This is a genomic window from Massilia sp. Masssp93, from assembly GCF_059491295.1.
In genome coordinates this window covers 2841698-2867444 of record NZ_CP168502.1, presented here as the reverse complement: position 1 = coordinate 2867444, position 25747 = coordinate 2841698, and the positions used below count along the sequence as shown (strand labels likewise).

At 69.8% G+C, this 25747-nt stretch carries 24 protein-coding genes and 1 pseudogene; 11 read left to right on the top strand and 14 right to left on the bottom strand.

Translation table 11 applies throughout. From position 1 onward, the window contains the following. Positions 1-84 precede the first annotated feature (84 nt). The 3 genes and pseudogenes from ACEN9Q_RS11870 to ACEN9Q_RS11860 all read left to right on the top strand — a co-directional run bounded on the left by ACEN9Q_RS11870 (position 85) and on the right by ACEN9Q_RS11860 (position 3103). On the top strand, positions 85-1020 hold the full coding sequence (locus ACEN9Q_RS11870) for a LysR family transcriptional regulator (protein WP_056444307.1): 936 nt from the start codon (positions 85-87) through the stop codon (positions 1018-1020). A 159-nt stretch (positions 1021-1179) separates the two neighbouring features. Continuing rightward, positions 1180-2394, top strand: a pseudogene (locus tag ACEN9Q_RS11865) (diguanylate cyclase domain-containing protein); the annotation flags it as partial. 211 nt (positions 2395-2605) lie between these two features. Continuing rightward, complete coding sequence (locus tag ACEN9Q_RS11860; RefSeq protein ID WP_495628551.1) at positions 2606-3103, top strand: EAL domain-containing protein; 498 nt, start codon at positions 2606-2608, stop codon at positions 3101-3103. On the opposite strand, the gene ACEN9Q_RS11855 is transcribed toward ACEN9Q_RS11860, so the two are convergent. Further along, positions 3034-4086, bottom strand: coding sequence for an NAD-dependent epimerase/dehydratase family protein (locus ACEN9Q_RS11855; protein WP_495628550.1), 1053 nt, complete (start codon positions 4084-4086; stop codon positions 3034-3036). The two genes, ACEN9Q_RS11860 and ACEN9Q_RS11855, sit on opposite strands and share 70 nt — an antisense overlap. Before the next feature lie 116 nt (positions 4087-4202). Between ACEN9Q_RS11855 and ACEN9Q_RS11850 the strand changes: the two genes are divergently transcribed. Then, positions 4203-5108 (top strand): LysR family transcriptional regulator, encoded by a 906-nt coding sequence (locus tag ACEN9Q_RS11850; protein ID WP_495628549.1) that lies wholly within the window; start codon positions 4203-4205, stop codon positions 5106-5108. A gap of 13 nt (positions 5109-5121) precedes the next feature. On the opposite strand, the gene ACEN9Q_RS11845 is transcribed toward ACEN9Q_RS11850, so the two are convergent. From ACEN9Q_RS11845 to ACEN9Q_RS11825, 5 genes are all read right to left on the bottom strand, one after another. Further along, entirely contained in the window at positions 5122-5757 is a 636-nt protein-coding gene (locus tag ACEN9Q_RS11845; protein WP_056444319.1) for a response regulator transcription factor, read from the bottom strand. A gap of 142 nt (positions 5758-5899) precedes the next feature. After that, positions 5900-6532: a response regulator gene (locus tag ACEN9Q_RS11840; RefSeq protein ID WP_495628548.1), complete on the bottom strand. Its 633-nt coding sequence runs from the start codon at positions 6530-6532 to the stop codon at positions 5900-5902. Next, positions 6525-7295 carry a sensor histidine kinase gene (locus ACEN9Q_RS11835; protein ID WP_495628547.1) on the bottom strand — a complete coding sequence of 257 codons (771 nt, stop codon included), beginning with the start codon at positions 7293-7295 and terminating at the stop codon, positions 6525-6527. The genes ACEN9Q_RS11840 and ACEN9Q_RS11835 overlap by 8 nt, the downstream gene beginning before the upstream one ends. 117 nt (positions 7296-7412) lie before the next feature. Beyond that, a complete protein-coding gene (locus tag ACEN9Q_RS11830; RefSeq protein WP_495628546.1) occupies positions 7413-7967 on the bottom strand; it encodes a Dps family protein in 555 nt (184 codons plus the stop codon). A gap of 31 nt (positions 7968-7998) precedes the next feature. Further along, positions 7999-8919: a PEP-CTERM sorting domain-containing protein gene (locus ACEN9Q_RS11825; protein ID WP_495628545.1), complete on the bottom strand. Its 921-nt coding sequence runs from the start codon at positions 8917-8919 to the stop codon at positions 7999-8001. Between the two features lie 219 nt (positions 8920-9138). On the opposite strand from ACEN9Q_RS11825, the gene prsT reads away from it, so the two are divergent. Beyond that, positions 9139-11898, top strand: coding sequence for an XrtA/PEP-CTERM system TPR-repeat protein PrsT (gene prsT / locus ACEN9Q_RS11820; protein WP_495628544.1), 2760 nt, complete (start codon positions 9139-9141; stop codon positions 11896-11898). 129 nt (positions 11899-12027) lie between these two features. Continuing rightward, the gene (locus ACEN9Q_RS11815; protein ID WP_495628543.1) at positions 12028-13548 is read left to right on the top strand and encodes an FAD-dependent monooxygenase; all 1521 of its coding nucleotides are present in this window, start codon (positions 12028-12030) and stop codon (positions 13546-13548) included. Between the two features lie 72 nt (positions 13549-13620). Here ACEN9Q_RS11815 and metE read toward each other — a convergent pair whose 3' ends face one another. Continuing rightward, positions 13621-15942 carry a 5-methyltetrahydropteroyltriglutamate--homocysteine S-methyltransferase gene (metE, locus tag ACEN9Q_RS11810; protein ID WP_495628542.1) on the bottom strand — a complete coding sequence of 774 codons (2322 nt, stop codon included), beginning with the start codon at positions 15940-15942 and terminating at the stop codon, positions 13621-13623. A gap of 96 nt (positions 15943-16038) precedes the next feature. On the opposite strand from metE, the gene ACEN9Q_RS11805 reads away from it, so the two are divergent. Continuing rightward, complete coding sequence (locus ACEN9Q_RS11805) at positions 16039-16977, top strand: LysR family transcriptional regulator (RefSeq protein WP_495628541.1); 939 nt, start codon at positions 16039-16041, stop codon at positions 16975-16977. A gap of 7 nt (positions 16978-16984) precedes the next feature. Here the strand turns inward: ACEN9Q_RS11805 and ACEN9Q_RS11800 are convergent, their stop codons facing one another. Continuing rightward, on the bottom strand, positions 16985-17320 hold the full coding sequence (locus tag ACEN9Q_RS11800; protein WP_495628540.1) for a DUF805 domain-containing protein: 336 nt from the start codon (positions 17318-17320) through the stop codon (positions 16985-16987). Between the two features lie 153 nt (positions 17321-17473). Between ACEN9Q_RS11800 and ACEN9Q_RS11795 the strand changes: the two genes are divergently transcribed. The 4 genes from ACEN9Q_RS11795 to ACEN9Q_RS11780 all read left to right on the top strand — a co-directional run bounded on the left by ACEN9Q_RS11795 (position 17474) and on the right by ACEN9Q_RS11780 (position 19609). Next, a complete protein-coding gene (locus ACEN9Q_RS11795) occupies positions 17474-18337 on the top strand; it encodes a hypothetical protein (protein WP_495628539.1) in 864 nt (287 codons plus the stop codon). A gap of 20 nt (positions 18338-18357) precedes the next feature. Next, positions 18358-18753, top strand: coding sequence for a nuclear transport factor 2 family protein (locus tag ACEN9Q_RS11790; protein ID WP_495628538.1), 396 nt, complete (start codon positions 18358-18360; stop codon positions 18751-18753). 74 nt (positions 18754-18827) lie between these two features. Then, entirely contained in the window at positions 18828-19229 is a 402-nt protein-coding gene (locus ACEN9Q_RS11785; protein WP_056444353.1) for a hypothetical protein, read from the top strand. Between the two features lie 221 nt (positions 19230-19450). Beyond that, on the top strand, positions 19451-19609 hold the full coding sequence (locus tag ACEN9Q_RS11780) for a hypothetical protein (RefSeq protein ID WP_157201963.1): 159 nt from the start codon (positions 19451-19453) through the stop codon (positions 19607-19609). Here ACEN9Q_RS11780 and ACEN9Q_RS11775 read toward each other — a convergent pair. From ACEN9Q_RS11775 to ACEN9Q_RS11750, 6 genes are read right to left on the bottom strand one after another with little or no spacing between them, the layout of a single operon-like run. Further along, positions 19578-20423 carry a DUF817 domain-containing protein gene (locus tag ACEN9Q_RS11775; RefSeq protein ID WP_495628537.1) on the bottom strand — a complete coding sequence of 282 codons (846 nt, stop codon included), beginning with the start codon at positions 20421-20423 and terminating at the stop codon, positions 19578-19580. The two genes, ACEN9Q_RS11780 and ACEN9Q_RS11775, sit on opposite strands and share 32 nt — an antisense overlap. Before the next feature lie 10 nt (positions 20424-20433). Further along, positions 20434-20907, bottom strand: coding sequence for an MSHA biogenesis protein MshP (locus ACEN9Q_RS11770; protein ID WP_495628536.1), 474 nt, complete (start codon positions 20905-20907; stop codon positions 20434-20436). Beyond that, on the bottom strand, positions 20904-21791 hold the full coding sequence (locus ACEN9Q_RS11765) for a prepilin-type N-terminal cleavage/methylation domain-containing protein (protein WP_495628535.1): 888 nt from the start codon (positions 21789-21791) through the stop codon (positions 20904-20906). Before ACEN9Q_RS11765 ends, ACEN9Q_RS11770 begins: the two co-directional genes overlap by 4 nt. Next, positions 21788-22276: a type IV pilus modification PilV family protein gene (locus tag ACEN9Q_RS11760; RefSeq protein ID WP_056444364.1), complete on the bottom strand. Its 489-nt coding sequence runs from the start codon at positions 22274-22276 to the stop codon at positions 21788-21790. Before ACEN9Q_RS11760 ends, ACEN9Q_RS11765 begins: the two co-directional genes overlap by 4 nt. Next, positions 22266-22748, bottom strand: coding sequence for a pilus assembly FimT family protein (locus ACEN9Q_RS11755; protein WP_495628534.1), 483 nt, complete (start codon positions 22746-22748; stop codon positions 22266-22268). Before ACEN9Q_RS11755 ends, ACEN9Q_RS11760 begins: the two co-directional genes overlap by 11 nt. Continuing rightward, positions 22745-25681, bottom strand: a complete 2937-nt coding sequence (locus ACEN9Q_RS11750) for a DUF6701 domain-containing protein (RefSeq protein ID WP_495628533.1) — start codon at positions 25679-25681, stop codon at positions 22745-22747. The genes ACEN9Q_RS11755 and ACEN9Q_RS11750 overlap by 4 nt, the downstream gene beginning before the upstream one ends. Positions 25682-25747 lie beyond the last annotated feature (66 nt).

Sequence of the window (25747 nt, the reverse complement as noted above, 5' to 3'; positions counted from 1 at the left end):
GCAGGACGGCCTTCAATCAACGCGGCGTCCGAATGTTTACTCTCAGGTTAATGATTGGAGTATGCTCCCGGCAGGAGCGGCGCGATGATCGATGAAGAGATTACCCTCAAGAAACTGGAAGTCTTCCTGGCCTTCATGCGCCTGCACAGCCTGGCGCGCGTGTCGGAAGAACTGGGCACCAGCACGGTCAGCATCCACCGCGCGCTGCACTCGCTGGAGGAGGGCCTGCGCTGCCCGCTGTTCCGGCGCGAGGGCCGCAACCTGGCGCCGCTGCCGGCCGCCTATGCGTTCGCCAAGCACGCGCAGCGCGCCGTCAGCGAAACGGAAGAGGGCGTGCGCAAGGTGCGCGAACTGGCCGGATTCGCGGGCGGCCGCCTCAAGATCGGGTCGTTGTATTCGCTGACCCTGCGCTGCATCCCGCAACTGCTGATGGGCGTCAAGCTGCGGCGGCCCGAGCTGCAGATCGACCTGACCCTGGGCTCGAACCAGGAATTGCTGCGGGGGCTGGACGAAGGGCGGCTGGACGCCATCGTCATCGGCCTCCAGGCGCCGCTCGACGATGCGCAACTGCTGGCCGTGCCGCTGTTCGAGGACCGGATCCACCTGGCCGCGCCGCTCGGTTCGCCGTACGCCGCCCGCGCCCACGTCGACCTGCGCGACCTGCAGGGCGAAAAATTCATTACCCTCGGCGGCGGCTTCGTCACGTCGGACAGCTTCGACCACGCGTTCCGCCAGGCCGGCTACACGCCGGAGACGATCATGCGCGTGTCCGACATCTTCTCGCTCATCAACCTGGTCAGCGGCGGCATGGGCTACAGCCTGCTGCCGGGCCGCGTGGCCGAGTTCAGCACGCGCATCCAGCTGATCCCGCTCGATGCGCCGTATGCGTCGCACCAGACGATCAGCCTGATCCTGTCGAAGAGCCGCGAGCGCGATCCGAACCTGCTGGCGCTGGCGGCCGAGTGCCGGATGTACGGCAAGGGGCAGCAGCTTGGCCGTGTCGAGGTCGGCACGCGGTAGCGCGTCCGCGGCGTCAGCGCCGGGCCTGGTTGACGGCAATGCGAGTAAGCCTATACTCGTTCACACCCGCGCGAACCGGGTAGCGCGAAGCGGCGCTCTGGAGCGAAGTCCCGTCCCGGCCGGGCCACGACAGCCGCATGGAACCCTGCTGGAGATACCGTGGCCAAACGCGTCCTCATCATCTCACCGAGCGCGGATGACATCCGTATCCTCGAACACGCGCTCGGCAATGCGCACGACGGTCCCTTCGACGTCGAGAGCGTGTGCGCGCTGGCGGACGGCGTGGACCGTGTCCGGCAGGGCGGCATCGATGCGATCCTGGCCGACCTGGCGCTGCCCGATGCCCATGGCCTCGACTGCTTCGACCGCCTGTACGGCGTGGCGCCGCACACCCCGATCCTGACGCTGTGCGAGCTCGAGAACGAAGAGGAAGCGAAGGAAGCCGTCAGGCGCGGCGCGCAGGGCTGGCTGTCGAAGGGGTACTTCGACAATTACCTGGTGCCGCAGTCCCTGCTCAACATTATCGAACGCATGAAGGTGGAGCAGGGCTTGTACGTCGCGCAGGCGCGCGCCGAGATCACGCTCAATTCGATCGGCGACGCCGTCATCTCGGCCGACATGTGCGGCGGCGTCGATTACCTGAACGTCGCGGCCGAAAAGATCACGGGGTGGACGCGCGAGGAGGCGTGCGGCCATCCCGTCACCGACATCCTCAACATCATCGACAGCGCCACCGGGCACCCGATCACCAATCCCGTCGAATACGTCCTGCACAGCGATCGGCCGCTGGGCCTGGCCGGCGAAGCCGTGCTGGTGGACCGCAGCGGCAAGCGCGTCCCGATCGAAGACTCGGCGGCACCGATCCACGATTGGGACGGGCATCTGGTGGGCGCCGTGATGGTATTCCGCGACATTTCCGACCACGTGGCGCTGGCGTTGAAGATGCGGCACCAGGCGCAGCACGACTTCCTGACCGGCCTGCCCAACCGCATGCTGCTGAACGACCGCATCACGCAGGCCATCGCCCTGGCCAGGCGCAGCGATTGCTACCCCGCGTTGCTGTTCCTCGACCTCGACAAATTCAAGCACATCAACGATTCGCTGGGGCACGCGGTCGGCGACCGGTTGCTGCAAGCCGTGTCGAAGCGGCTGGTCGACTGCGTGCGCGCCTCCGACACGGTGAGCCGCCACGGTGGCGACGAGTTCGTGATCCTGCTGGCCGACGAACGCCAGGCGCAGAATGCGGCGCTGACGGCCGAGAAGATCCTGCTGGTGCTGTCGGTGCCGTTCGTGCTCGACGAGCACGAGCTGCACACGTCGACGAGTATCGGCATCAGCGTGTTTCCCGACGACGGCACCGAACCCGCCGCCCTGATCAAGAACGCCGACACCGCGATGTACCACGCCAAGGAGCGCGGGCGCGCGAATTACCAGTTCTTCCGCCACGACATGAACACGCGCGCCGTGGAGCGGCAGCTGGTCGAGAGCAATCTGCGGCGGGCGCTGGAACGGTCCGAATTCAGACTGAACTACCAGCCGAAGGTCGACCTGGCAACCGGCCGCATCACCGGCGATATCGATCGCGGTGAACGTATCCGCGCTCGAATTCCGCCACCGCGAATTCTTCGATCAGGCCATCGCCATCTTCGACGCCACCGGCGTCGATCCGACCTGCCTGCAGCTCGAACTGACCGAGAGCGTGCTGATGCGCGACGTGGCCGCCAGCGCCGACCTGCTGGCCAAGTTCAAGGCGATGGGCGTGCAGATCGCCGTGGACGACTTCGGCACCGGCTACTCGAGCCTGAGCTACCTGAACCAATTCCCCATCGACGTGCTCAAGATCGACCAGTCGTTCGTCCGCGCGATCGATGCGGGGGCGGGCAGCAACGGCGCCATCGTCAGTGCCGTCATCGGCATGGGCAAGAACCTGCATCACCGCGTCGTCGCCGAAGGCGTCGAGGCCCAGGCGCAGCTGGCGTTTCTCAAGGCGCACGATTGCAACGAGGCGCAGGGCTACTGGTTCAGCCGTCCGGTCAACGCCGCCGCCATGGGCGCGCTGCTCGGCGCCGGCGTGTGCGCCTGACGGTCCGCCGGCGGCAGGCAGCCCAGTCCGACCAGCGTGCGTTCGACGGCGTCGTCGAGCGGCGTGTGCGGCTCGGCGCCCAATACGTCCACGAGGCGCGCGTTGTCCAGCCGGACCGGCTGGCGCCACAGGTAACGCATTTCCTGCAGTTCGCGCAGCGTCTCGTTGAACGGCGCGGCCAGCCGCACGAGCCACCACGGGAAGGCGCCGACGGATGCCCGGGCGCCGCGGCGCGCGACGACGCGGCGGATGGCATCGCACATGGCGCTGCCGTCCGGGTCCCAGTGGCCGGCCATGTGGAAGCGGGCGAACGGATCGAGCTGTGCGCGGCGTTCGATCAGCGCGGCCATCGTCGCCGCCACGTCGGGCAGGTAGGCCCACTGGTGGCCGACGCCAGGTGCGGCCGGGTTGGCGATGCGGCCGACCGGCTTGCCCGGCTTGACGAGGCTTTGCGCGAACCAGTTGTTGCCGGCGCGCGGGCCGAAAAAATCGCCGGACCGTACGATCAGCACGCGGCCGCCGCGCGCCGCGTGGGCTTCCAGCGCCGCTTCCATCCGCACCCGCAGGCCGCCCTTGCGCGTGGCGGGATGCTGGGGCGCGTCCTCGGCGAGGAGCGGGAATGCGTCCGGCCCGTAGTTGTACACGGTGCCGGGCAGGACGACGAGCGCACCGCTGGCGGCGGCCGCCGCGATGGTGTTGTCCAGCATGGGCAGCACGAGCTTGCCCCAGTTGCGGTAGGCGGGCGGGTTCACGGCGTGCACGATGACGGCGCAGCCCTGCGCGGCGCGCGCCACGTCGGCGCGGTCCAGCGCGTCGCCGGCCATCCACGCGATGCCGTCCGTATCGACCGTCTCCGAGGCCAGCCCGCGCTTGAGGCCCCGCACCTGCCAGCCGTCCCGCGCGAGCCGGCGCGCCACCTCGCCGCCGATGCCGCCGCTGGCGCCCAGTACCAGTGCCGTTTTCTGTTGGTCCGATCCGTTCATGCCGTCCTCCGTGTGTGGTAAGTGTGGAAACCGTGGAAACTGTTGACAGCGTAACCGTTCGTCTGGCTCAATGGAATTGCATGACTTTCACCAGCAGCTATACATTTTTATAGAACATGACGATCGAATGGGAATTCTATCGGGCCTTCCTCGGCGTGCTGCGCGAAGGCTCGCTGTCCGGCGCGGCGCGCGCGCTCGGCGTGGCGCAGCCGACTGTCGGGCGGCACGTGGCGGCCCTGGAAGGCGCATTGGGGCTGGTGCTGTTCACGCGCTCGCAGGCGGGCTTGCTGCCGACGGAGGCCGCGCACGCGCTGCGCCCGCACGCCGAGGCGATGGAAAGCACGGCCGCCGCGCTGGAGCGCACCGCATCCGGCTTGCGCGGCAGCGCGGGTGCGGCCGCCGGCGCGGTACGGATCAGCGTCAGCGACGTCGTCGGCGTGGAAGTGATGCCGGCCATCGTGGCCGGCCTGGCGCGGCGCCATCCGGCGCTGAAGGTCGAACTGGTGCTGTCGAACCGCGTGCACGACCTGCTGCAGCGCGAGGCCGACATCGCCGTGCGCATGACGGCGCCGCGCCAGGAACAGCTGGTGGCGCGCCGCGTCGGCGCGATCGAGCTGGGTTTGCATGCGCGCGCCGATTACCTGGAACGCCGCGGCACGCCGGCCACGCTGGACGACCTCTCCGCGCACGCCCTGATCGGCTACGACCGGCCGACGCCGTTCGTGCGCCAGGCCGCGAAGGCGCTGCCGGGTTATGCGCGCGAGCGCTTTGCGCTGCGCACCGACAGCGACGTGGCCCAGCTGGCGTTGATCCGCGCCGGGGCCGGGATCGGCGTGTGCCAGGTGCCGCTCGCCGCGCGCGCGCCGGCGCTCGTGCGCGTGCTGCCGGACGCGTTCTCGTTCCGGCTCGACACGTGGGTCACGATGCACGAAGACCTGCGCGCCAGCCCGCGCTGCCGGGTCGCGTTCGACGCGCTCGTGGCTGGTCTCGGCGCCTATATCGGCGCGCAGTCGCCGCCGTAGGCCCGGCGCGCGGTCACAGGTCGATGAAGCCGCGCTGGACGGCCAGCGTGACGGCGTGCGCGCGGTCGTTCGCGCCCAGCTTCACGAGGATGGTGCTCATGTGCGTCTTGACCGTCGTCTCGCCGATGTGCAGCTGCTGGCCGATGCCGCGGTTCGAATGGCCGACGGCCGCGAGGCGCAGGACGTCCAGCTCGCGCGGCGACAGCGCGTCGCCGGCATAGTGGATCGCCACCTCGCGCCGCAGCGCCTGCGGCAGGATGTGCGAGCCGTTGTACACCTCGCGCACGGTGGCGGCCAGCTCGCGGCCGGGCACGTTCTTCAACAGGTAGGCCGAGGCGCCGGCCTTGAGCGCGGCCGCGATGCGGGCGTCGCCGTCGTAGGTCGTGAGCACGACGAGGCGCGCGTCCGGATGCATGCTGCGGATCGCGCGGATGGCTTCCAGCCCGTCCTTGCCCGGCATCTGCAGGTCGAGGAGCGCGACGTCCGGGCGGTGGCTCGTGAAGAAATGGATGGCTTCGTCGCCGTCGCGGGCCTGCGCGACGACCTCGATGCCGCCGTGGGCGGTCAGCGTGGCGGCTATGCCTTCGCGCATCATCGGATGGTCGTCCGCGATCAGCACGCGGATCGGCGAGGTGCTGGGAGGGTTCATGCGGTGTTTGCGGTGGCATGGTACGGCACCCGATTGTACAACATCGACAATACCGGGGTCAGAGCCCGGTTTCAGGCAATTTCCCAAAATCGGGCTCTGACCCCGAAGTGTCGACCCCGAAATGTCGACCTCTGCGGACCTTTCAGTAGGCGTGGATCAGCCCCCGCCGCGCCGCGACGCACGCCGCTTCGGTGCGGCACGAGACGTTCAGCTTGGAGAGGATGTTGTTGACATGGTATTTGACGGTCCCGACGCCGATGTTCTCGGCGCGGGCGATCATCTTGTTGCTCATGCCGGCGGACAGGTGCGCGAGGATTTCCAGTTCGCGCGGCGACAGGCTGTTGCCGTCCACGCGCCCCGCCAGTTTTTCGGCCAGGCCCGGCGCGAGGTAGCGGCGGTTGGCCGCCACCTGGCGCACGCACAGCACGACCTCGTCGAGGCCCGACTGTTTGAGCAGGTAGGCGCTGGCGCCGGCCAGCAGGCCGCGGTGCACGTCCTCGTCGCCGTCGTAGGTGGTGAGGATGACGATGCGGGCGTCGGGCACGACGGCGCGGATCTTGCGGATCGCCTCGACTCCGCCGCCGCCCGGCATGTTCAGGTCGACGAGCATGACGTCCGGCCGCAGGCGCAGGTAGTGTTCGACGGCCGTGACGCCGTCGCGCGCTTCGCCGACCAGCGCCAGCGCCGGCTCGAGCCGGACCAGCGCGGCCAGGCCGGCCAGGATCAGCGGGTGGTCGTCCGCGATCAGCAGCGTGATGGGGCGCGGGTCATCCATGGGCGGCCTCGCCGGCGCTCGTGGCGCCATGGCGGACGCGCGGCAGCGCGAAGCCGGCCGTGCAGCCGTGGTCCGGATTGGCCTCGAGCCAGATGCGGCCCTGGTGTGCGTCGACGATGGCGCGGCAGATCGCGAGGCCCAGGCCGAGGCCGTGCACCTTGGTCGTGACGAGCGGGTCGAACGCATCGGACGCCGTCGCCGCGTCGATGCCGGCGCCGTTGTCGCGCACGGTGACGACGACCGTGCCGCCGGCGCCCGCGCGGGCGCGGATCGCCAGCCGGCGCGGCCGGCCGGGGTCCGCGCGCAGGGCGTCGACCGCATTGCCGACGAGGTTGCGCAGCAGCTGGCGCAGCTGCACCGGATTCGCCCGCACGATGCGCGCGCCGGCGGCCAGGGTCACGCGGCTGGCGATGGCGTGGCGGCGCAGGTCGGCCGCGTAGCCGGCCAGCACGTCGTCCACGGCCGCGTCCAGGCGGCAGTCGCCGTGGCCGGCGCGGACCTGGCCCGCGAGCGCACGCACGCTGTGCACGATGGCGCTCGCGCGCCGCGACGCGTCCAGCACGGCGCGCAGCGCGGCCTGGGCCTGGGCGGGCGCCTGGGCGCGTTCGATGCAGCGCAGGGCGGCGTGGGCGTGCAGGGCGATGGCGGCCAGCGGCTGGTCGACTTCGTGGGCGATCGACGCGGCCAGCTGGCCGATCGTGGCAAGGCGCGCCTGCCGGTCGGGCTCGAGGCTGGGCGCCAGCGGGGGCGGGTGGATGGTCATGGCGGCTCCTCGTCCGGTGATCGGCGGCGCGCACGGGAATGTCGCGCCGCCACACGCATTGTCGGGACGAAGGCGGGCCGGGTCCAGCTATACGAACGGATATCCGACGGCGGTCCGTCAGCCGCGTTCCGCCTGCAGCGCCAGGTGCTGGCCGATGAACCAGCTTTGCAGTTCGTTGGCGCGCACGACCTGGCTGACGATCAGGTCGTTGCTGCCGTCGTCGCCGGCGTCGGCCGCGTGGCGGGCCAGCGGGCGGGCGTCCAGCAGGATCGTCTCGTGGGCGCCGGCCAGGCGCTCCAGCTGCGCGTGGGCCGACTCGCGCCCGCGCGGCGCGCGTGCGATCGACGATTCGCCGGCCACGTCGCCCGCCAGCGCGAACGTGACGCCGCCCAGCGTCTGGATGCGCTCCGCGAGGGCGTCCATGATCGTCACCTGTTCTTCGTAGTGCTTGTCGAACAGCAGGTGCAGTTCATAGAACGTGGCGCCGGACGTCTGCCAGTGCGCCTTCTTGTACGCGTCGCGCAGCGCCATCGTGTGGGCCAGCAGGCGGTTCAGCGCGCGCACGCTTTGCGAACGGGTCTGCTCGGGCAGGCCGATGCGCACGGGCGCGAGCGCGCCGAATTCCTGCACGACGCCGGCATTGTCGGCATTGACTTGGGGGGAGTGGTCCATGGGGTTCTCGCAAAAGGATGACACCCCGAGTCTATCCGCGCCGCGCGGCGCGGACACTGATCCAAAGATCAGGCGTCGGCGCCGGGCGGCAGCGCCCGGCCGCCGCGGCGGCGCCGGGCGGCAGCGCCCGTCCGCCGCGGCGGCGCGCGGCGCCCAGTGCGCCCAGGCCGAGGAGCAGCAGGGCGGCGGTGCCCGGCAGCGGCACGTGCACGTTCTTGGCCAGGCCTTCGATGACGTCGTTCTGGCAGGTTTCGCCCCAGTGCATCGCGAACGAGCTGTAGTCCAGCAGTTCCGAGCCGCTCAGGTCGATCTTGAACGTGAGGGCGCTCTGCGCCGGATTGGTCCTGTTGGTCGTGACGGACCAGGTGCCGGCGAGTCCCGTGTCCTTGACCGAGGTCGAATTGGTGTTGACTGCCGTTTCCTCGTTCTCGCGGTAGTTGCACGAGGTGCCGCAGCTGATGTAGCTGTTGGAATTCAGGATGTTCTGCGCGTTCGTCGCGCCGTTCAGCGCATACAGCTTGAACGTGCCGCCCGTGTTGCTCCAGCGGTTGTTGAGCGCGAAGCCGTAGTCCCAGACGGTGCCCTTGGTCGCGTTGTCGGTGGCGTAGTGATTGCTGCTCGTGCCGGCCGCGTTCCACGTATCCGACAGGAAGACGTCGCCGTAGCCGATGCCCTTGCCGGTAGCGCCCGTCAGCGGGTCCTTGCCCCAGGACGAACTCACGCCCGCCTTGCCGGCGAACGCAGTCGTGATCGTGATGGTCAGGACGTCGCCGGCCCGCGCGATCGTCGCCTGCGAAATGTCGTACGTGCTCCCGCCGATGCTGTCGGCGGCGCCCTTGTTGTCCGCACCGTAGTAGGCGGTGGTGCCGGAATCGAGGATGGTGGCAGCGCCTGCATGGCTGACGCCGAGTACGCAGGCGGCCGCGACGGCCAGCTTGAGCGCGTTTTTCACAGACTCTCCTCAAATATTCGCACGTTGACCAGTTTCAAACGTAATCATGCCACAGATAAACTTAACTTGTAAATAAATTATTTAATATCAATAAGCGGTTGTGATTTTTTTGCAACCAAAAAGTGCGCCGTGGTATCACGGCGATGCCCGATGGGTTTTGCTTGCCTTATCGGGCCTTGCACCACGAAAATAAGCGATTAATCCATATCAAGATCACCGATGCCGACCCGACCTCCCGCGCACCCGCGCCGCGCCAGCCGCCTGGCGACCGTCCTGCTGGCGGCCGTCCTGGTCGCGCCGCTGGCCGCCTGCAACCGGCCGACCGCCGCCCAGCAGCGCGCGCACGCGGTGCAACTGCGCAGCCAGGGGGATTTCCGGGGCGCGCTCATCGTCCTCAAGAACGCCCTCGACGCGGAACCGGCCAGCACGGAAACGCGCTACCTGCTGGCCCGCACCTACCTTGACCTCGGCGACAGCACGACGGCCGAAAAGGAAGCGCGGCAGGCGCTGGACCGCGGTTACGCGCGCGGTCCGGCCCTGGCCGCGCTGGCCGCCGCGCTCGTGATGGAAGGGCAGCACCGCAAGGCCCTGGACGAGACGAGAGGCGGGCCCGACGACCCGGCGTTGAGCGTCGCGCGCGGCGACGCCTCGCTGGCGCTGGGCAAGAACGACGAGGCGCGGGCCGCCTACGAACACGTGCTGGCGCAGCATCCGGACGACCCGGCGGCCCTCGTGGGCATGGGCCGGCTCGCGATCGTCGAAGGGCGCGGCGACGCCGCGCACGGTTACGCCGACCGCGTGCTGGCCCGCGATGCGCGCAATGTGGATGCCTTGATGTTCAAGGCGGACCTGGTGCGCGCCGGGGACCATCCGGAACAGGCGCTGGCGCTGTACGACCGCGTGCTGGCCGTCAGCCCGCAGCACCGCACGGCCCACGTGGAAAAAGCCTATCTGGCGATCGGCCTGCGCCGCCCGCAACTGGCCCAGGCCGAGCTGGACCTGGCGGCAAAGGGCGCGCCCGCCAGCCTGCTGGTGGGCTATACCCAGGCGCTGCTCGACTATTCGACGGACAAGCCGGACGCGGCCCGCGACGTGCTGTACAAGGTGCTCAGGGCCGTGCCCGACCACATGCCGAGCGTGCTGCTGGCCGGCGCCGTCGACCTCAGGCTCGGGTCGTATTACCAGTCGGAGCAATACTTCCGCCGCTACCTGGAGCGCAATCCCGCCAACGTGTACGCGCGCAAGATGCTGGCGCAGGCCTTGATCGGCTCGGGCCACGCTGACGACGCGCGCGCCGTGCTGGAACCCATGCTGGACGCGCGCCAGCTGGACGCCCAGGTGCTGGGACTGGCCGCCGACGCCGACATGCAGTCGCACCGCTTCAGCCAGGCGGCCGACCTGTTCGCCCGCGCGAGCGCGCTCGATTCCACATCGGCGTCGCTGCGTACGGGTCTGGGCCTGTCGCGCCTGGGCGAAGGCGCGACGGACGACGCCGTGCGCCAGTTGCAGGCCGCGACGACGCTCGACAAGAACTCGCTCGAAGCGGGCGAGGCGCTCGTGCAGGCCAACCTCAAGCTGGGCCGGCGCGACGCCGCCCTGGACGCGGCGCTCGCACTGGAACGCACCCAGCCCGGCAAGCCGCTGGTGCACGCCCTCAAGGGCCAGGTGCTGGCGGCGCAGGGCAAGCCCGACGCTGCCCGCGCCAGCTTCGCGCACGCGCTGGCGCTCGATCCGTCGTACTACCGTGCCGCCGCCGGCCTGTCGCAGTTGGCGCTCGACGCGCAGCAGCCGGGCGAGGCGCGCCAAATCCTGCTGGCCTTCCTGGCCCGGAACAAGGCCAGCGTCGACGCGATGGCGGGCCTGGCGGCGCTGGCCGGCCGGGCCCACGACCAGGCCCAGGTCACGCACTGGCTCGAGCAGGCCGCCGCCGTCGACCCGCGTGCGATCGGTCCCGGGGTCGAACTGTGCGCGCAATACCTGCGCACGCAGCAGGCGGACAAGGCGCTGGACCTGGCGCGCCGCCTGCAGGTCAGCCACCCGGAAGACCCGGACCTGCTCGACCTGCAGGGCAAGGCGCAGCTGGCGCGCGGCGACTTGCCGGCCGCGCTGGAATCGTACAAGCAGCTGGCGCAGGCGCTGCCGCGCTCCGCGCCGGCGCTGATGCAGGTGGCGGCACTGCGCCTGCTGTCGAACAACCCGACGCAAGCCGAGGACGACCTCAAGAGCGTGCTGGCGATCCAGCCGGACTTCCCGTCTGCCCAGCTCGAACTCGCGGCGCTTTACGTGCGCAAGGGCTCGCCCGATCTCGCGCTGATGCTCGCCGACCGCATGCAGCGCCAGCATCCGCAGGGCGCGGCCGGCTTCCAGCTGCAGGGCGACATCCTGATGGCCAAGCACCAGCCGGCGGCCGCATTGCCCGCGTACGAGCATGCCTACGGCCTGCACACGACGAACGAACTCGCGATCAAGATCGACAGCGCGCTGCGCGAGGGCGGCCGCGTGGCGGAAGCGGAGAGCCGCCTCGGCAAATGGCTGGCGGCGCACCCGGACGACCTGCGCGCGCAGGCCTACCGCGCCCAGACCTGGATCGGCGCCGGCGACTTCAAACGGGCCGCGGCGCAGCTGGAAGCCGTGCTGCGGCGCCAGCCGGACAACGCCGTCGCCCTGAACAATCTCGCCGTGTGCTACCAGGCGCTGGGCGACGCGCGCGCGCCGAAACGGCCGGACGTGATGGATACGCTGGGCTGGATCCTCGTCGGCACGGGCGACGCGGCGCGCGCCGTGACCGTGCTGCGCGCGGCGCATGCGCTGGCGCCCAAGGCGCGCGACATCCGCTACCACCTGGCGGCCGCGCTGGCCGCCAGCGGCGACAAGGACGGCGCGCGCAAGGAATTGGACAGCCTGCTGGCCGGCGACATGCGCTTCGCCCAGGCGGACGACGTGCGCAAGCTGTCCGCGCGCCTGAAAGCGGGCGGCTGACGGCGCTCCGGCCGGCCCGGCCCGGCAAGCGGATTCCGGCGCGACGTGCCCGGCATACTCCTGTATCGTTGCGGTGCGCCGCATGCGGCGGCGCATTCCTGTCATCAACTCTGTGAAGCGGAGGCGATTGTGGACGATACCGAAGTATTGATCGCGGGCGCCGGACCGACCGGCCTCGTACTGGCCCTGTGGCTCGTGCGCCAGGGTGTGAAGGTGCGGATCGTGGACCGCAGCGCGGGCCCCGGCACCAGCTCGCGCGCGATGGCCGTGCAGGCCCGCACCCTGGAACTGTACCGCCAGCTCGACCTGGCGGACGAGATCGTGGAAGGCGGGCTGCGCAACCCGGCCATCAACATGTGGGTCAAGGGCGAACGGCGCGCGCGCCTGTCGTTCCGCGACGCCGGCCGCGAGCTGACACCCTATCCGTTCGTGCTGATCTACCCGCAGGACCGCCACGAACGCGTCCTCGTGCGCCGGCTCGAAGAAGCGGGCGTGCACGTGGAGCGCAACACGGAGCTGGTGGGCTTCGAGCAGGATGCGGAAGGCGTGGTCGCGCGCCTGCGCGGGCCCGCGGGCGAGTCGATCTGCAAGGCGGCCTGGCTGGCCGGCTGCGACGGCGCCCATTCGATCGTGCGGCACCAGCTGGGCGCCGGTTTCGAGGGCGGCACGTACGAGCACACGTTCTACGTCGCCGACGTCGACGTGACGGGGCCGTCCGCGAACGGCGAAATCCACCTGTCGCTGGAAGACGGCGATTTCGCCGCGCTGTTCGCCTACGACGAGAAGGGCAGCGCGCGCCTGATCGGCGCCGTGCGCGACGACGCGGCGAAGCTGGGGCGCGACCTCGAGTTCGACGACGTGCGCCAGCGCGCCATTTCCAGCCTCGGCTTGACGATCGAGCGCGTCAACTGGTTTTCCACGTACCGCGTGCACCACCGCGTCACCGGCCATTACCGGTCCGGACGCGCGCTGCTGCTGGGCGACGCGGCCCACGTGCACAGCCCGGCCGGCGGCCAGGGCATGAACACCGGGATCGGCGATGCCGTCAATCTGGCCTGGAAACTCGCGCACGTGCTGCAGGGCCGCGCGCCGGACAGCCTCGTCGACAGCTACGAGGCCGAGCGCAAGGCGTTCGCCCGCAAGCTGGTCGAGACGACGGACCGCGTGTTTTCGTTCGTCATTGCCGAGGGCGGCTTCGCCGACTTCGTCCGCACCCGCATCGCGCCGCTGTTCGCGTCGGCCGCCTACGGCATCGATCCGATCCGGTCCTTCATGTTCCGCGTGCTGTCGCAGACGGGCATCCATTATCCCGACAGCCCGCTGTCTGCCGGCCACGTCGGCCACGTGCGCGGCGGCGACCGGCTCCCGTGGACGGGCTACGGCGGCCCGGACAACCACGAGCCGCTGTCCGCCATCGCGTGGCAGGTGCACGTGTACGGCACCGTGCATCCGGCGCTGGAAACGTGGTGCGCGGGCCGCGGCATGGCGCTGTACCGCTACGACTGGTGCGACGCCTGCCAGGCGGCCGGCCTCACGCGCGACGCGGCTTATCTCGTGCGGCCGGATGCCTACGTCGCGCTGGTGGACCGCGCGGCCGACCGCGACACGCTCGAAGCGTATTTCACGACGCGCGGCATCCGCCCGGCGTAGGGTGTGCACCCCTGTGCACACGCGTGACGGGCGCGATACGTTGGCGTTACGCGTGGGCGCGGGGTGTCCACCCTACGCGGTGCGCGATTCCGCGCGCAGCACCCGCGCCGCCGCCACCATGTTGCGCAGCGCCGCCTCGGTCTCCGGCCAGGCGCGCGTCTTGAGCCCGCAGTCCGGGTTCACCCACAACCGCCCCGCCGGAATGACGGCGGCCGCCTTGCGCAGCAGGCGCACCATGTCGTCCGTCGTGGGCACGCGCGGCGAGTGGATGTCGTACACGCCCGGGCCGATCTCGTTCGGGTAGGCGAAGGCGCCGAAGCCCGCCAGCAATTCCATGTCCGAGCGGCTCGTCTCGATCGTGATGACGTCGGCGTCCAGCGCGGCGATCGCCGGCAGGATGTCGTTGAACTCGGCGTAGCACATATGGGTGTGGATCTGCGTCGTGTCCGCGACGCCGCTCGCGGCGATGCGGAATGCGCGGCCGGCCCAGTCCAGGTAGGCGGCGCGGCTGGCCGCGCGCAGCGGCAGGCCTTCGCGCAGCGCGGGCTCGTCGATCTGCACGATGCCGATGCCGGCCTGTTCCAGGTCGGCCGCCTCGGCGCGGATCGCCAGCGCGATCTGGGCGCAGGTGAGGGCGCGCGGCTGGTCGTCGCGCACGAACGACCATTGCAGGATGGTGACGGGGCCGGTCAGCATGCCCTTCATCGGCTGTTCCGTGAGGCCTTGCGCATACGTGGTCCAGCCCACCGTCATCGGCGCCGGACGGTGCACGTCGCCGTACAGGATCGGCGGCTTCACGCAGCGCGAGCCGTACGACTGCACCCAGCCGTTGGCGCTGAACGCGAAGCCGTCCAGCTGCTCGCCGAAGTATTCGACCATGTCGTTGCGCTCGGCCTCGCCGTGCACGAGGACGTCGAGCCCCAGGTCTTCCTGCACGCGCACGGCATCGGCGATCTCGGCACGCATCGCGGCGTCGTAGTCGGCGTCGGGCAATTCGCCGCGGCGCCAGGCGGCGCGCGCCGCGCGGATCGCCGCGGTTTGCGGGAACGAGCCGATCGTCGTCGTCGGGAACGCGGGGAGGGCGTAGCGGGCGCGCTGCACCGCCTGGCGCTGCCCAAACGGCGCGGCGCGGCGGTCGGCGTCCGGCGGCAACGCGGCCAGCGCGGCGGCGACGTCCGGCCGCGCCACGCGCCCACTGGCGCGGCGCGACGCCAGCGCGGCGCGGGCCGGCGCCAGTGCCGCGGGCTGCCCGGTGCCGTCCAGCGCCTGCTTCAGGCTGCGCAGCTCGTCCAGCTTTTCGCGCGCGCCGGCCAGCCAGGTGCGCAGTTCGGCGTCGAGGGCGGCGTCGTGCGCCAGCGTGAACGGCACGTGCAGCAGGGAGCACGACGGCGCCAGCCACAGCTCGCCGGCGCGGCGCCCGGTCAGGGGCCGCAAGCGCGCCAGGCATGCATCGAGGTCGGCGCGCCAGATGTTGCGGCCGTCGACGATGCCGACCGACAGCACCTTGTGGGCCGGCAGCCAGTCCGCCACCGGGCCCAGTTCTTCCGGGGCGCGCACGCCGTCCACGTGCAGGCCGGCGACGGGCAGCTTGCACGCGAGGCTGAGGTTTTCCTGCAGGGGCGAGAAATACGTGGCCAGCAGCAGCGGCACGCCGGCGCCGTTCAGCAGGTGATAGGCGCGCTCGAACGCGAGCGACCAGTCGCCCGGCAGATCCAGGCCGAGGATCGGTTCGTCCAGCTGGACCCAGCCGGCACCCGCCGCTTTCAGGCGCGCCAGCAGGGCGCAGTAGTACGGCAGCAGGGCGTCCAGCAGCGCGAGGCGGTCGGCGCCGTCCTTGGCCTTGCCGAGCCACAGGAAGGACAGGGGGCCGATCAGCGTGACCTTGACGGGATGGCCCAGCGCACGGGCCTGCGCAACCTGGTCCAGCAGGCGGTCCGGCGCCAGGCCGAAGCGGGTGGCCGCGTCGAATTCCGGCACGAGGTAGTGGTAGTTCGTGTCGAACCACTTGGTCATTTCCAGCGCCGGCTTTCCTTGCGCCGGGGCGCCGTGGGCGTGGCCGCAGCCGCAGGCCGCGGGCGCTTCGGTCGCGACGCCGCGCGCCAGCGTGAACAGCCGCTGCAGCGGCGTCTCGGCGCCGGTGAAGCCGAAGCGGGCGGGCGCGCAGCCGAACAGCAGCACGTGGTCGGCCACCTGGTCGTAGAGGGCGAAATCGCCCACGCTCACGAAGTCGAGGCCCGCCGCGCGCTGCTCGGCCCAGTGGCGCGCGCGCAGGCCGGCGCTAACGGCTTCCAGCGCCGCCTCGTCGATCTCGCCGCGCCAGTGGCGCTCCAGCGCGAATTTCAGTTCGCGCTGCGCGCCGATGCGGGGATAGCCGAGAATATGAGTTTTGGTCATGTTGTTGCCTCATCTGGATGAATAATGCTTGTCATCATCGACGGGCGGCCGGCATAATTCAAACGAATTATTTTTCTGCAAAGATGAATTCCACTCATGCCGACCTCGATCCTCGACCTGCGCCACCTGCGCACCCTGCTGGCCCTCCTCGAATCGGGCAGCGTGTCGCGCGCGGCGGCGCTGCAGAACGTGACGCAGTCGGCGCTGTCGCACCAGTTGAAGGCGCTGGAAGAGTTCTACGGCCTGACGCTGTTCGAGCGCAAGTCGGCGCCCGTCGCGTTCACGCCGGCCGGGCGGCGCCTGCTGGAACTGGCGCAGGCCGTGATCCCGGCCGTGGAAAAGGCGGAGCGCGACGTCGCCCGCCTGGGCGGCCATGGCGCCGGCAAGCTGCGCATCGCGGTCGAATGCCACACGTGCTTCGACTGGCTGATGCCGTCGATGGACGCGCTGCGCCTGCGCTGGCCGGAAGTCGAACAGGACATCGTGTCGGGCTTCCAGTCCGACCCCGTCGGCCTGCTGCACCAGGACCGGGCCGACGTTGCCATCGTCTCCGAGGTCGACGCGGACGAGCGCGACGTCGCGGTGCATCCGCTGTTCGAGTTCGACATCGTCGCCATCCTGCCGCTGGGCCATCCGCTGCTGGCGCGCGATCATCTGGAGGCGGCGGATTTCGCCGGCGAGACCCTGATCACGTATCCGGTGCCGGACGAGATGCTCGATCTCGTGCGCCAGGTGCTGCGGCCCGCGGGCGTGGAACCGCCGCGCCGCACGACCGAGCTGACGGTGGCGATGCTGCAACTGGTGGCGAGCGGCCGCGGTTTCGCGGCGCTGCCGCTGTGGGCTGTGCAGACTTACCTGCAGCGCGGCTACGTGGCGCAGCAGCGCATCGGGCGGGACGGGCTGACGGGACGCCTGTACGCCGTCACGCGCCAGGCGGCCCGGGACGGCGGCCGCGACGACGCGTACCTGGACGATTTCGTGCAGGTGATGCGCGAGACGTCGCTGCGCAACCTGCCGGGCATCCGGCTGCTGTGACCGGGCCTCAGACCGCGTAGGCCGGCGCGGCGCCGTAGCGGTTGGCCTTGCCTTCCTGGGCGAGGAACACGATCAGGACGATCCATCCGATCAGCGGCACGAAGCAGATCAGCTGCCACCAGCCGCTGCGGTCGGTGTCGTGCAGGCGGCGCGTGGCGACGGCAAGCGACGGCAGGAGCATCGCGAGCGTGAAGATCACCGACGGCACGGTGCCGACCTGGCCCAGGATCGAGCCGGCGATGACGTTGAACAGGAAGAACCACCAGTACTCGGACCGGCGCGCCGTGCCGTCGAAGGTGGCGTATTTCCGGAAGCAGGTCTGGATGGATTCGATGAACGTCATGGGGTCCTCAGGATGGCGGGCCGGGAATGGCCTGTCCGGCATCGTACGCGAAAACCCCGCACGACAAACTCTCGAATATCCACCGCACACGGGGTCATCCGTGCGTCACCGGGATCGCTTATAGTAACGCAGACAACACTTCGGGGAGAACGCATGCGCTACAGCCTCGCTTCGGCGGCCGGCAAGGGCAGGATCAACGAGGACGTGGTCGTCGTGTTCGAGCGCGACGGCGTCACGGACCTGGTGCTGATGGACGGCGCGACGCCGCTCACCCCGGAGCGCTGCGTGGCGGCCGGCGCCAGCGATCCGGCATGGTTCGTGCGCCGCTTCGCGCACGACCTGGGCCGCGTGCTGCGCGCCGATGCGAGCCAGGACGCGCTCGTGCTGGAAGCGCTGGAAGGCACCCGCGCCGCGTACCGTGCGGCCGGCGGCAGCGCGGACGTGCCGCCGTACGCGTGGCCCATCGCGACCCTCGCGTGGGTGCGCGTGCGCGACCCGGATGCGGCCGGCGCCCATGCGCTGGAACTGTTCTGCCTGGGCGACAGCAAGGTCCTCCTGCAGGCGCCGGACGGCACCGTGCGCGACCTCGACCCGTTCGAGAATCCGCAGGAACAGGCGACGCAGGCGGCCGTCGCGGCGCTCGTCGCGGAGGGCATCCTCGATCCGGCCGCGCGCTGGACGCGCCTGCTGCCCATGCTGCGCGCGCGCCGCCACGAACAGAATACGGCCCTGCGGCCGGCCGTCCTGTGCCTGGAGCCGCGCGGCCCGTTCGCGGCGCGCACGGCGCGGGCGACGGCGGCGCCGGGCGCGCTGCTGCTGGTCGCGAGCGACGGCTTGTACCGCCTCGTCGACACCTACGGCCTGCACGGGGATGCCAGCCTGCTCGACGCCTGCCGCGCGCGCGGATTGGATGCGCTGCTCGACGAGCTGCGCGCGTTCGAAGCCGGCAAGGAGGCCGCCGGCCTCGCGGCCAAGACGGCGGACGACGCTTCCGCCATCGCCTGGCGCTTCGCCTGAACCACGACAAGGAGAACCGTATGACCCAGCAGACGATCGCCCCGTCGGCCCTGGCGCTCATCGAGCGCTACGTGGCCGCCTACAACGCCTTCGATGTCGACGGCATGCTCGCGACCCTGAGCTCCGACGTGCGCTTCGAAAACTGGTCCGGCGGGCAGCTGACCGCGGCCAGCGACGGCCGCGACGCCTTCCGCGTGCTGGCGGAACAGGCGCGGACGATGTTCGCCGAACGCGAACAGCGCGTCACGGCGCTGGCGCCGCGCGGCGACACGCTCGTCGCGGCGGTCGCCTGGCGCGGCCAGCTGGCCATCGACCTGCCCGGCGGCCCGCCGGCCGGCACCCGGCTGGCGCTGCGCGGCGAATCCGAATTCGTCGTGCGCGACGGCCAGCTGGCCCTCGTCGTCGACCGCAGCTGAGCGTTGTGACAATCCGCGAGAAATGAGGACGTGCCGCCGGGTTACGATGCACGTTTTACCCGGAGGAATGTTCGATGATGTCGAGATACTGGAAAACCGCTTGCCGTGCCGCGCTGTCCGCCGGCGTGCTGGCCGCGCTGCTGGGCGGTTGCGTGATCGCCACGGAAAGCCATCCGCGCACGGCGGACGCCCGCGGCGGCGCGAGTGTGTGCGAAAAATCCGCCGACGGTCGCCAGGTCGCGTGCGGCGGCCGGGCCACGGCCTGCGAACAGTCGGCCGACGGCCGGCGCGTCGCCTGCGGCGGCATGGCCAACTACTGCCTCAAATCGGCGACCGGCAACGACGTGGCCTGCGGCGGGCAGGCGAGCTATTGCGACAAGTCGGCGGATGGCCTGGCCGTCGCGTGCGGCGGCCAGGCGACGATCTGCGAGCACGCCGCCAACGGTGCCGCCGTCGCCTGCGGCGGGGCGCGCTGACGCGCACGAGCGTGGGAAAAAACAGACGATTTTGCGGAATTCGCGTTTGTGTGAACTTACCTCATGGATTTGTATAGCGCGGAGGTGTAATCTGATCTTTTACCCACGCGCAATTTAGGTTGCGTGGGTAGCATCGGATACGACGAGAAATCCATTCGTGTCGCGGGTTTCTCCGACTCCATATTATGATTGGTTAATTCATATCGCATGAAAGGACTTCCATGAGCAAAGATGCAGGATTCCGCGTTTCGCGTCTGGCGGAACAAAAACAGCGTGCGCGCCGCGTGCGCATCGGCGTGATGCTCGTGCTGTGTGCCTTGCCCGTCGCCATGGCCTTCGCCAAGGGCGTCACGACTCTGGCACATGTATCCGCGCTTTGACGTGCTTGAGGTTGGCCACGATCGTGAACGTCATGATGACCAGTAGCGACCACGAACTCCACTTGCTGACGTGGACCGCCGACCAGGCGCCCAGCTGGTTCGGATAGCGCCACAATCCCCAGAACGTGCCGAGGTTCTCCGCCAGCCAGATGAAGAACCCGGTCAGCACGAAACCCAGCAGCAACGGCATGCGGCGCTCGCGGTCCAGCGGGCGGAAGCTGACCGTCGTGCGCGCGTACAGCCCGAGCGCGACGGCCGCCAGGTACCAGCGCGCATCCCCGAGCACGTGGTGCGTGAAAAAATTCACGTAGATCAGCACCGCCACCAGCGCGGCCATCCAGTACGGCGGATGATGCCGCACGCGCAGGTCGAGCAGGCGCCACGCCTGGATGATGTAGCTGCCCACGGCCGCGTACATGAAGCCGGAAAACAGCGGCACGCCCATGACCTTGGTGTACGCGAAGTCGGGATAACTCCATGAATGCACGCCGCCGGACGTCTTGAACGCCTCCAGCGCGAAGCCGAGCGCGTGGAACAGGCAGATCGCCTTGAGTTCGTCACGGGTCTCCAGGCCGCTCATGAGCATCCATGCCTGGATCGCCAGCGCCGCCACGAGCAGCACGTCGTAGCGCGGCACGCCGAACAGGCCGGCGCGCGGCACCAGCAGCACGCTCGCGAAAAACAGCCCGGCGAACAGGCACGCCCGCGCTTCCTTGATCCCGAACACCAGGAATTCGACGGCGCCGCGGCGCCACCCCTCGATGCGGCGCGAGCGCGCGTCCGTCAGCAGTGCGTCGAGTGCGGTGAGCGACATGGAATCCCCGTCAGTAACAGTCGGCGCCGTCCACGGTCACGCAGATTGACGCGCTGCGCTTGCGCTCGATGAAGTCCGGGCTCGTGACGCCGGGATTCGTGGGCGTGCACGCGCTGCCGATGTTGCAGGCCGTGGCGTCGAGCTGGAAGATGTGTTTCTCCAGGGGGGGGCCGGCCGGTGTCTGGCCTTCGAAATAGGTCTGCATGTCGCACCCCAGGGTGACCCGGTAGCCGGTTTCGGCGACGAAGTCCGGCGGCGCGGCGGTGACTGCCGTGCAGGCGGCGTTCGGTGTCTTCAGTTGGTAGAACGCCCATTCCAGTCCGGCGCGGGCCGCCTGGTTCGCGCGCGCGCCCAGGAGCGCCTGGTTGACGGTGACCTGCGCCGACTCGGACAGGCGCAGCGCCGCGAGCGCGAAACCGGCCAGGACGACGAGGAACACGATGGCCGCGATGTAGGCGAAGCCGCCGGCGCGCCGGGCCGTCATGGCGCGTTCTCCACGTGGGCGCCCATCGTCAGGCGCGCCGCTTCGCCGCCGTCCGCGAGCCCGAGGCGCAGCTGCAGGTAGCCGCTCTGCTGCGTGGCGCCTTCGCTTTCGTGATACAGGATATTGCAGTCGCTGACCTTGGTGACGAGGATCGCGGGCCCCGTCGGGCAGGTCTTCCACGGCGTGGTGCTGGGCGTGTAGCCGGTGACGCGGTAGATCGTGCCGGTGCCCGTGCCGTTGGCGTCGGTGCCGGGATTCGTGCACGTGTAGGTCACGGCCGGTTCGCTGTGCGGCACCACGACGAAACGGCCGCCATCGTAGCCGGCCGGAACGGTCATTGCCGCCCTGAGCGTGATCGTATGCCTGGCCAGCATCCGCGTGCCGGCCATCGTCTGGCCGGCGACCGAATCGACGATGCCGACCTTCGTGGCGTCGTAGGCGTCGTCGCGGTTGATGTTGCCCACCACGATCAGGTCGCCCTGCGCAACGGACGGGCCGAGGGACGTCAGCACGTCGAACTTGTTCGTGGCCGCGCCGGACACCATGGCGTTGCCGGCGCCCGTCGGGTGCGTGGCCGGATCGCTGTAATCCGCTGCCGTCCTGAACCGCCCGCCGTCCTCGGTCGGCACGAATTCGATGCACTGCGCCTGCTGCTGCTGCGACCCCCACGTGTAGCGCAGCGAATTCGGCACGGCCGCATGCACTTCCGCGACGATGCGCCGCAGCGCCGCGTCGGCCTGGCTCGTGAGGTTGGCGCGCTGGCGGATGGCGAGATAGGACTGCATCGCCGGCCGGATCTGCAGGACCATGACGCCGGCGATGACGCCGACGACGACCATCACGACGATCAGTTCGACGAGGGTGAAGCCGCGCTGGCGGGTCATGATGGGTTGGTCCTCCAGCCGGTCAGCACGATGGGTTGCGGCAGGTTCGGGTCGGCCCCGGGCGCGGTCACGGTCACGATGACGCGCAGCGCGTCCTTGCTCGGGATGTTGCCCAGCGCGGCTTGCTTGACGCTGACGAGGACCGTGTACCGCTCCAGGCCGGGGATGACGTTGCCTTCGACGTCGCGGATTCCCGTGAGGCCCTGGCCGTAGCCGTCGTAGTTGCTCACCTGGTCGTAATTGACCCGGCCCGACGCCGCCGTCACGGTGGACCCTTCCGGTGGCGCGAATGGTTTCATCAGGATCTCTTCCATCATGTTGTCGGCGATCGCCTGCATCTGCTGGACGATCACGGGGTCGACGCTGGAGCGCGTCGTGGCCGTGTACACGGCGACCATGCCGGCCAGCGCCACGCCCACGATGACGAGGGCGACGATCAGTTCGATCAGCGTGACGCCGGCGCGGCGCGTGAATCTATTCGACATAGCCGGTCGTTCCTTCCACGTGGATGGTGCGGAAAGTGGTGGGTGCGCCGTTCAGGTTACCCGTGACGGCGATGGTGCCGGCGGCGACGGCCGTCGTGCCCGCGGCGTCGGTCGTGATGCGGCCGTCCGGCTGGAAGAACAGGGTCGCCGTCGTGACGGTCAGGACGCTGTCGGTCGTCGCGAAGTCGCCGTCGTCCAGGCCGGTCAGCGCGACGCCGGCGCTGCCGCACGCGTTCAGGCGCAGGATCACGGCCTTGGGCCCGACGCTCGCGCACACGACGCGGCGGTGCCCGGTCGCGATCTTTTGCGCGCGCCGCAGGCCGCTGACCACCTGGTCGCCGAACACCGCGGCCTCCATGTTCTTGTCGCCCAGCAGGCGCGGGATGCCGATGGCGGCCAGCACGCCGATGAGGATCATCACGACGACCAGTTCGACCATCGTGAAGCCGGATGCGCGCGCGCGGCCGTTCACCGGAACACCTCGCGCATGTGGATGATGCGCTTGGTCTCGGGCGCGTAGACGCCGAAGGTGGCCATGGCGGAGGGGTCGACGGCGCCCAATGCGGCGCACGACGAATCGACGCTGCGCAGGAAGGGTACGACCGCGCCCGTGCTGGCCGTCATCGCCGGCTTGTCGGCGTAGCACGAGGTGTTGGCGCTGTCCTTGCCCAGGTTCAGCGCGAACGGGATGCTGCCGCGGTTGGACCCCGCGGACGGCGTCAGGGTGAGTGTGGCGCTGCCGTTCGCGAATCCCGTGAGCCCGGTCGCGATCGTGCCCACGCCCATACCTACCGACACCGCGCCGGGTGGGATGGTAGTGGTCGAGTCTTCGGCGTTCAGCACCCAGGTCTGGCCCGTGTAGTATTCGAGCGAGACGGGAATCTTGAGCGGCATGCCGGTACCGCCGAAGCGGTTCGGCATGCGCACGCGGCCGCTGCGGATCAGCAGCGTGGGCTCGACGCCGGTCGTGACCGTGGCCGGAATCGTCGCCGAACTGGCCGGGTACGGCAGCGACGAGACTTCGGTCGCGCGCACGCGCAGGCGCGTCTGCGCGCTCGGCGACGTCGCGAACGTGAAGCTGCCGGTCCACGTGGCCGTGCCGGGCGCGTCGCCGTTGGCGCCGAAGTCCTGGGCGCGGACCTGCGCGGTGCCGGTCAGGTCGCTGGCCGGATAACCCGTCGAGCGGCTGAATTTGCCGGCGGCGCCCGTGAGCGCGCCGCCCGCGGGGTCGATCGCGGTGAAGACGAGGTCGTGCGCGACGGTGCCGGCGTAGTTCTGGGTGACGCCGTTCTGCAGGTTGCGTGCCGTGACCGTCAGCTTGATCGCGGGTTCGCCCGAATAGTACTGTGGCGTCGTGCCGCCGGCGATGGTCGCGGTGCGCTTCCAGGCCGGATCGATGCCGAACGTGAAGTAGGCGGGGTTGAACGGGCCGGCGGCGCCGGTGCAGCCGCTCGTCGCCACATTGGTCGACGAGGCGCCCGGCGCCATGCCGCTGCCGAGATAATTGCCGCCGTCGAGGCTCGCCACGAGATCGATGTTGCCCACCTCGCTCCACTGCGTCTGGAAGGTCACCACGCCGTTCTTGAGTGCCGGCGTGGTGGCGAGCAGGCCGTTGTTATTGTTCGGCCGGCAGGCCGCGGCGGACAGTTTGACCGTCTGGGCCGGCGACTCCTTGCCGAAATTGCCCGTCGTGCCGTTGGCGTCGTTCTGGGCCGTGACCGTCGTGGCGAATGGTTGGCCCGCCACGTAGGGCGCACCCGGCAGCGCGATCTTGAACTTCGCGGGGACGAACGTCGCCGTGACGCTCGCCTTGCCCGGACTGCCGCTGCCGGTGTCGGTCGCCTCCACCGTCACGGCGCCGGCGTCCGCGTACTGCATGGGCAGCGCCGCCTTGCCGTTCGCATCGAAGGACAGCGCCAGCGTCAGTCCGGTGTTGTCGCAGGTGGCGACCGTGCCGTCGTTGAGCGCCTTGCCGTTCAGGCGTACGGGGACCGTGCCGCCCGTGGGGTTGGCGTAGTAGCACTTGAAGTTGACGTTGCGCGTCGTGTTGTTAAACAGCGGTACGCAGGCGTTCGATCTGGCGTCGTAGCGCACGGCCGCGAGGGTGAGCGTCGGCGTCGTGTGCGGCGCCGTCGCCTCCGCGTAGAACGCCGCGCCGTTCGTCGTCATCGTGTACGCCGAACTGGCCACGGCGACCTTGCAATCGGCGCCCGGCGCGGTGTCGCCGTTGCGGATGCACGCCGTCGGCGCGCCGGTCACTCCGAGCGTGTTGGTGCCGGCCTGCGTCCACGTCACGGCCGCCGAGGCGACGCCGGACGCGGGAATCGCCACTGCCAGGCCCGTCGGCGCGAGGGTGACGTTGGCGCCGCCGCCGTACGTCGCGGAGCAGGCGGCGTTGGCGCATGCGGTGATCGTCACGGTCGACGGCGCGCACACGCTGCCCGTCGGTTCGTACGCGATCAGATAGTGGTCCAGCGCGACCGCGTTGCCGTGGCAGTGCGGGCCGTTTGCCGTGTTCACGTTGTAGCCGCTGTTGTTCGTGATGCAGTCGCACTTGCCGTTGGCGGTGCCGCCCCGGCAGTAGACGGTCTGCGTGACCCGGCCGTGCCAGTTGAATACGCCGCTGTCGATGGTCGCGTTGCCGTTGATGATGGCGTCGGACGAATCGAGCGTCAGCGTGCCGACGTCGACGTCGCCCGTCACGGCAACCGAAGAGCCCAACTGCAGCGACGTCGTGGCCGTGATGTTGCCGGTGACGGTGGAACTCGACGCGAACAGGCTGACGATGGGCGCCGTCACGTTGCCCTTGACCGTGCTGCCCGACGCGAGCGTGAACGACCGGGTGGCGACGACGTCGCCCTTGAGCGTGACGGGCGAGTTGGTGTTGACCGTCGCGCCGCTGATGGCGCCGTTGATCGTGGCGTGGGAGGCGACGTTGACGGTGCCCGTCGCCGTGACGCTGCCGGTGAGGTTGAGCGTGGAACCCGTGCCGAGGTTCGCCGTCACCGCCTGGATGTCGGCCGTCAGCGTCTGGTTCTGGGCACCCACGCTGAACGTGTCGCCCGCGATGAGCGTGCCGCCCGTGATGTTCAGGTTGTTGGGTGCGATACCGCCGATGTTCAGGTCGCCCGTGCTGGACAGTACCGCGCTGCCGCTCATCTTGAGGCTGTGGTTGTAGCCGAAATTGACGTCCGACGTGATCTTCACGGTATAGCCGCTGGCGATCACCATGTCGTCGTCCCAGGCCGTCAGCGGCAGGCTGGCGCAGGTATAGATCGCGCCCGACAGGGGGCAGCCGGCGACGGTGCCGCCGCCGAACGTGTACGTGGTGCCGGCGGACGCGGGACCGCCTGCCGCGAACAGCATCAGGGCGAGCAGCAACGGATAGAGGCGGCGCAGGAGCATGGCTGCCCGATTATATCTTGGTGGAACGGATATTTCGCTAAATCAAGAGTGCGCGCGCGTCGTGCG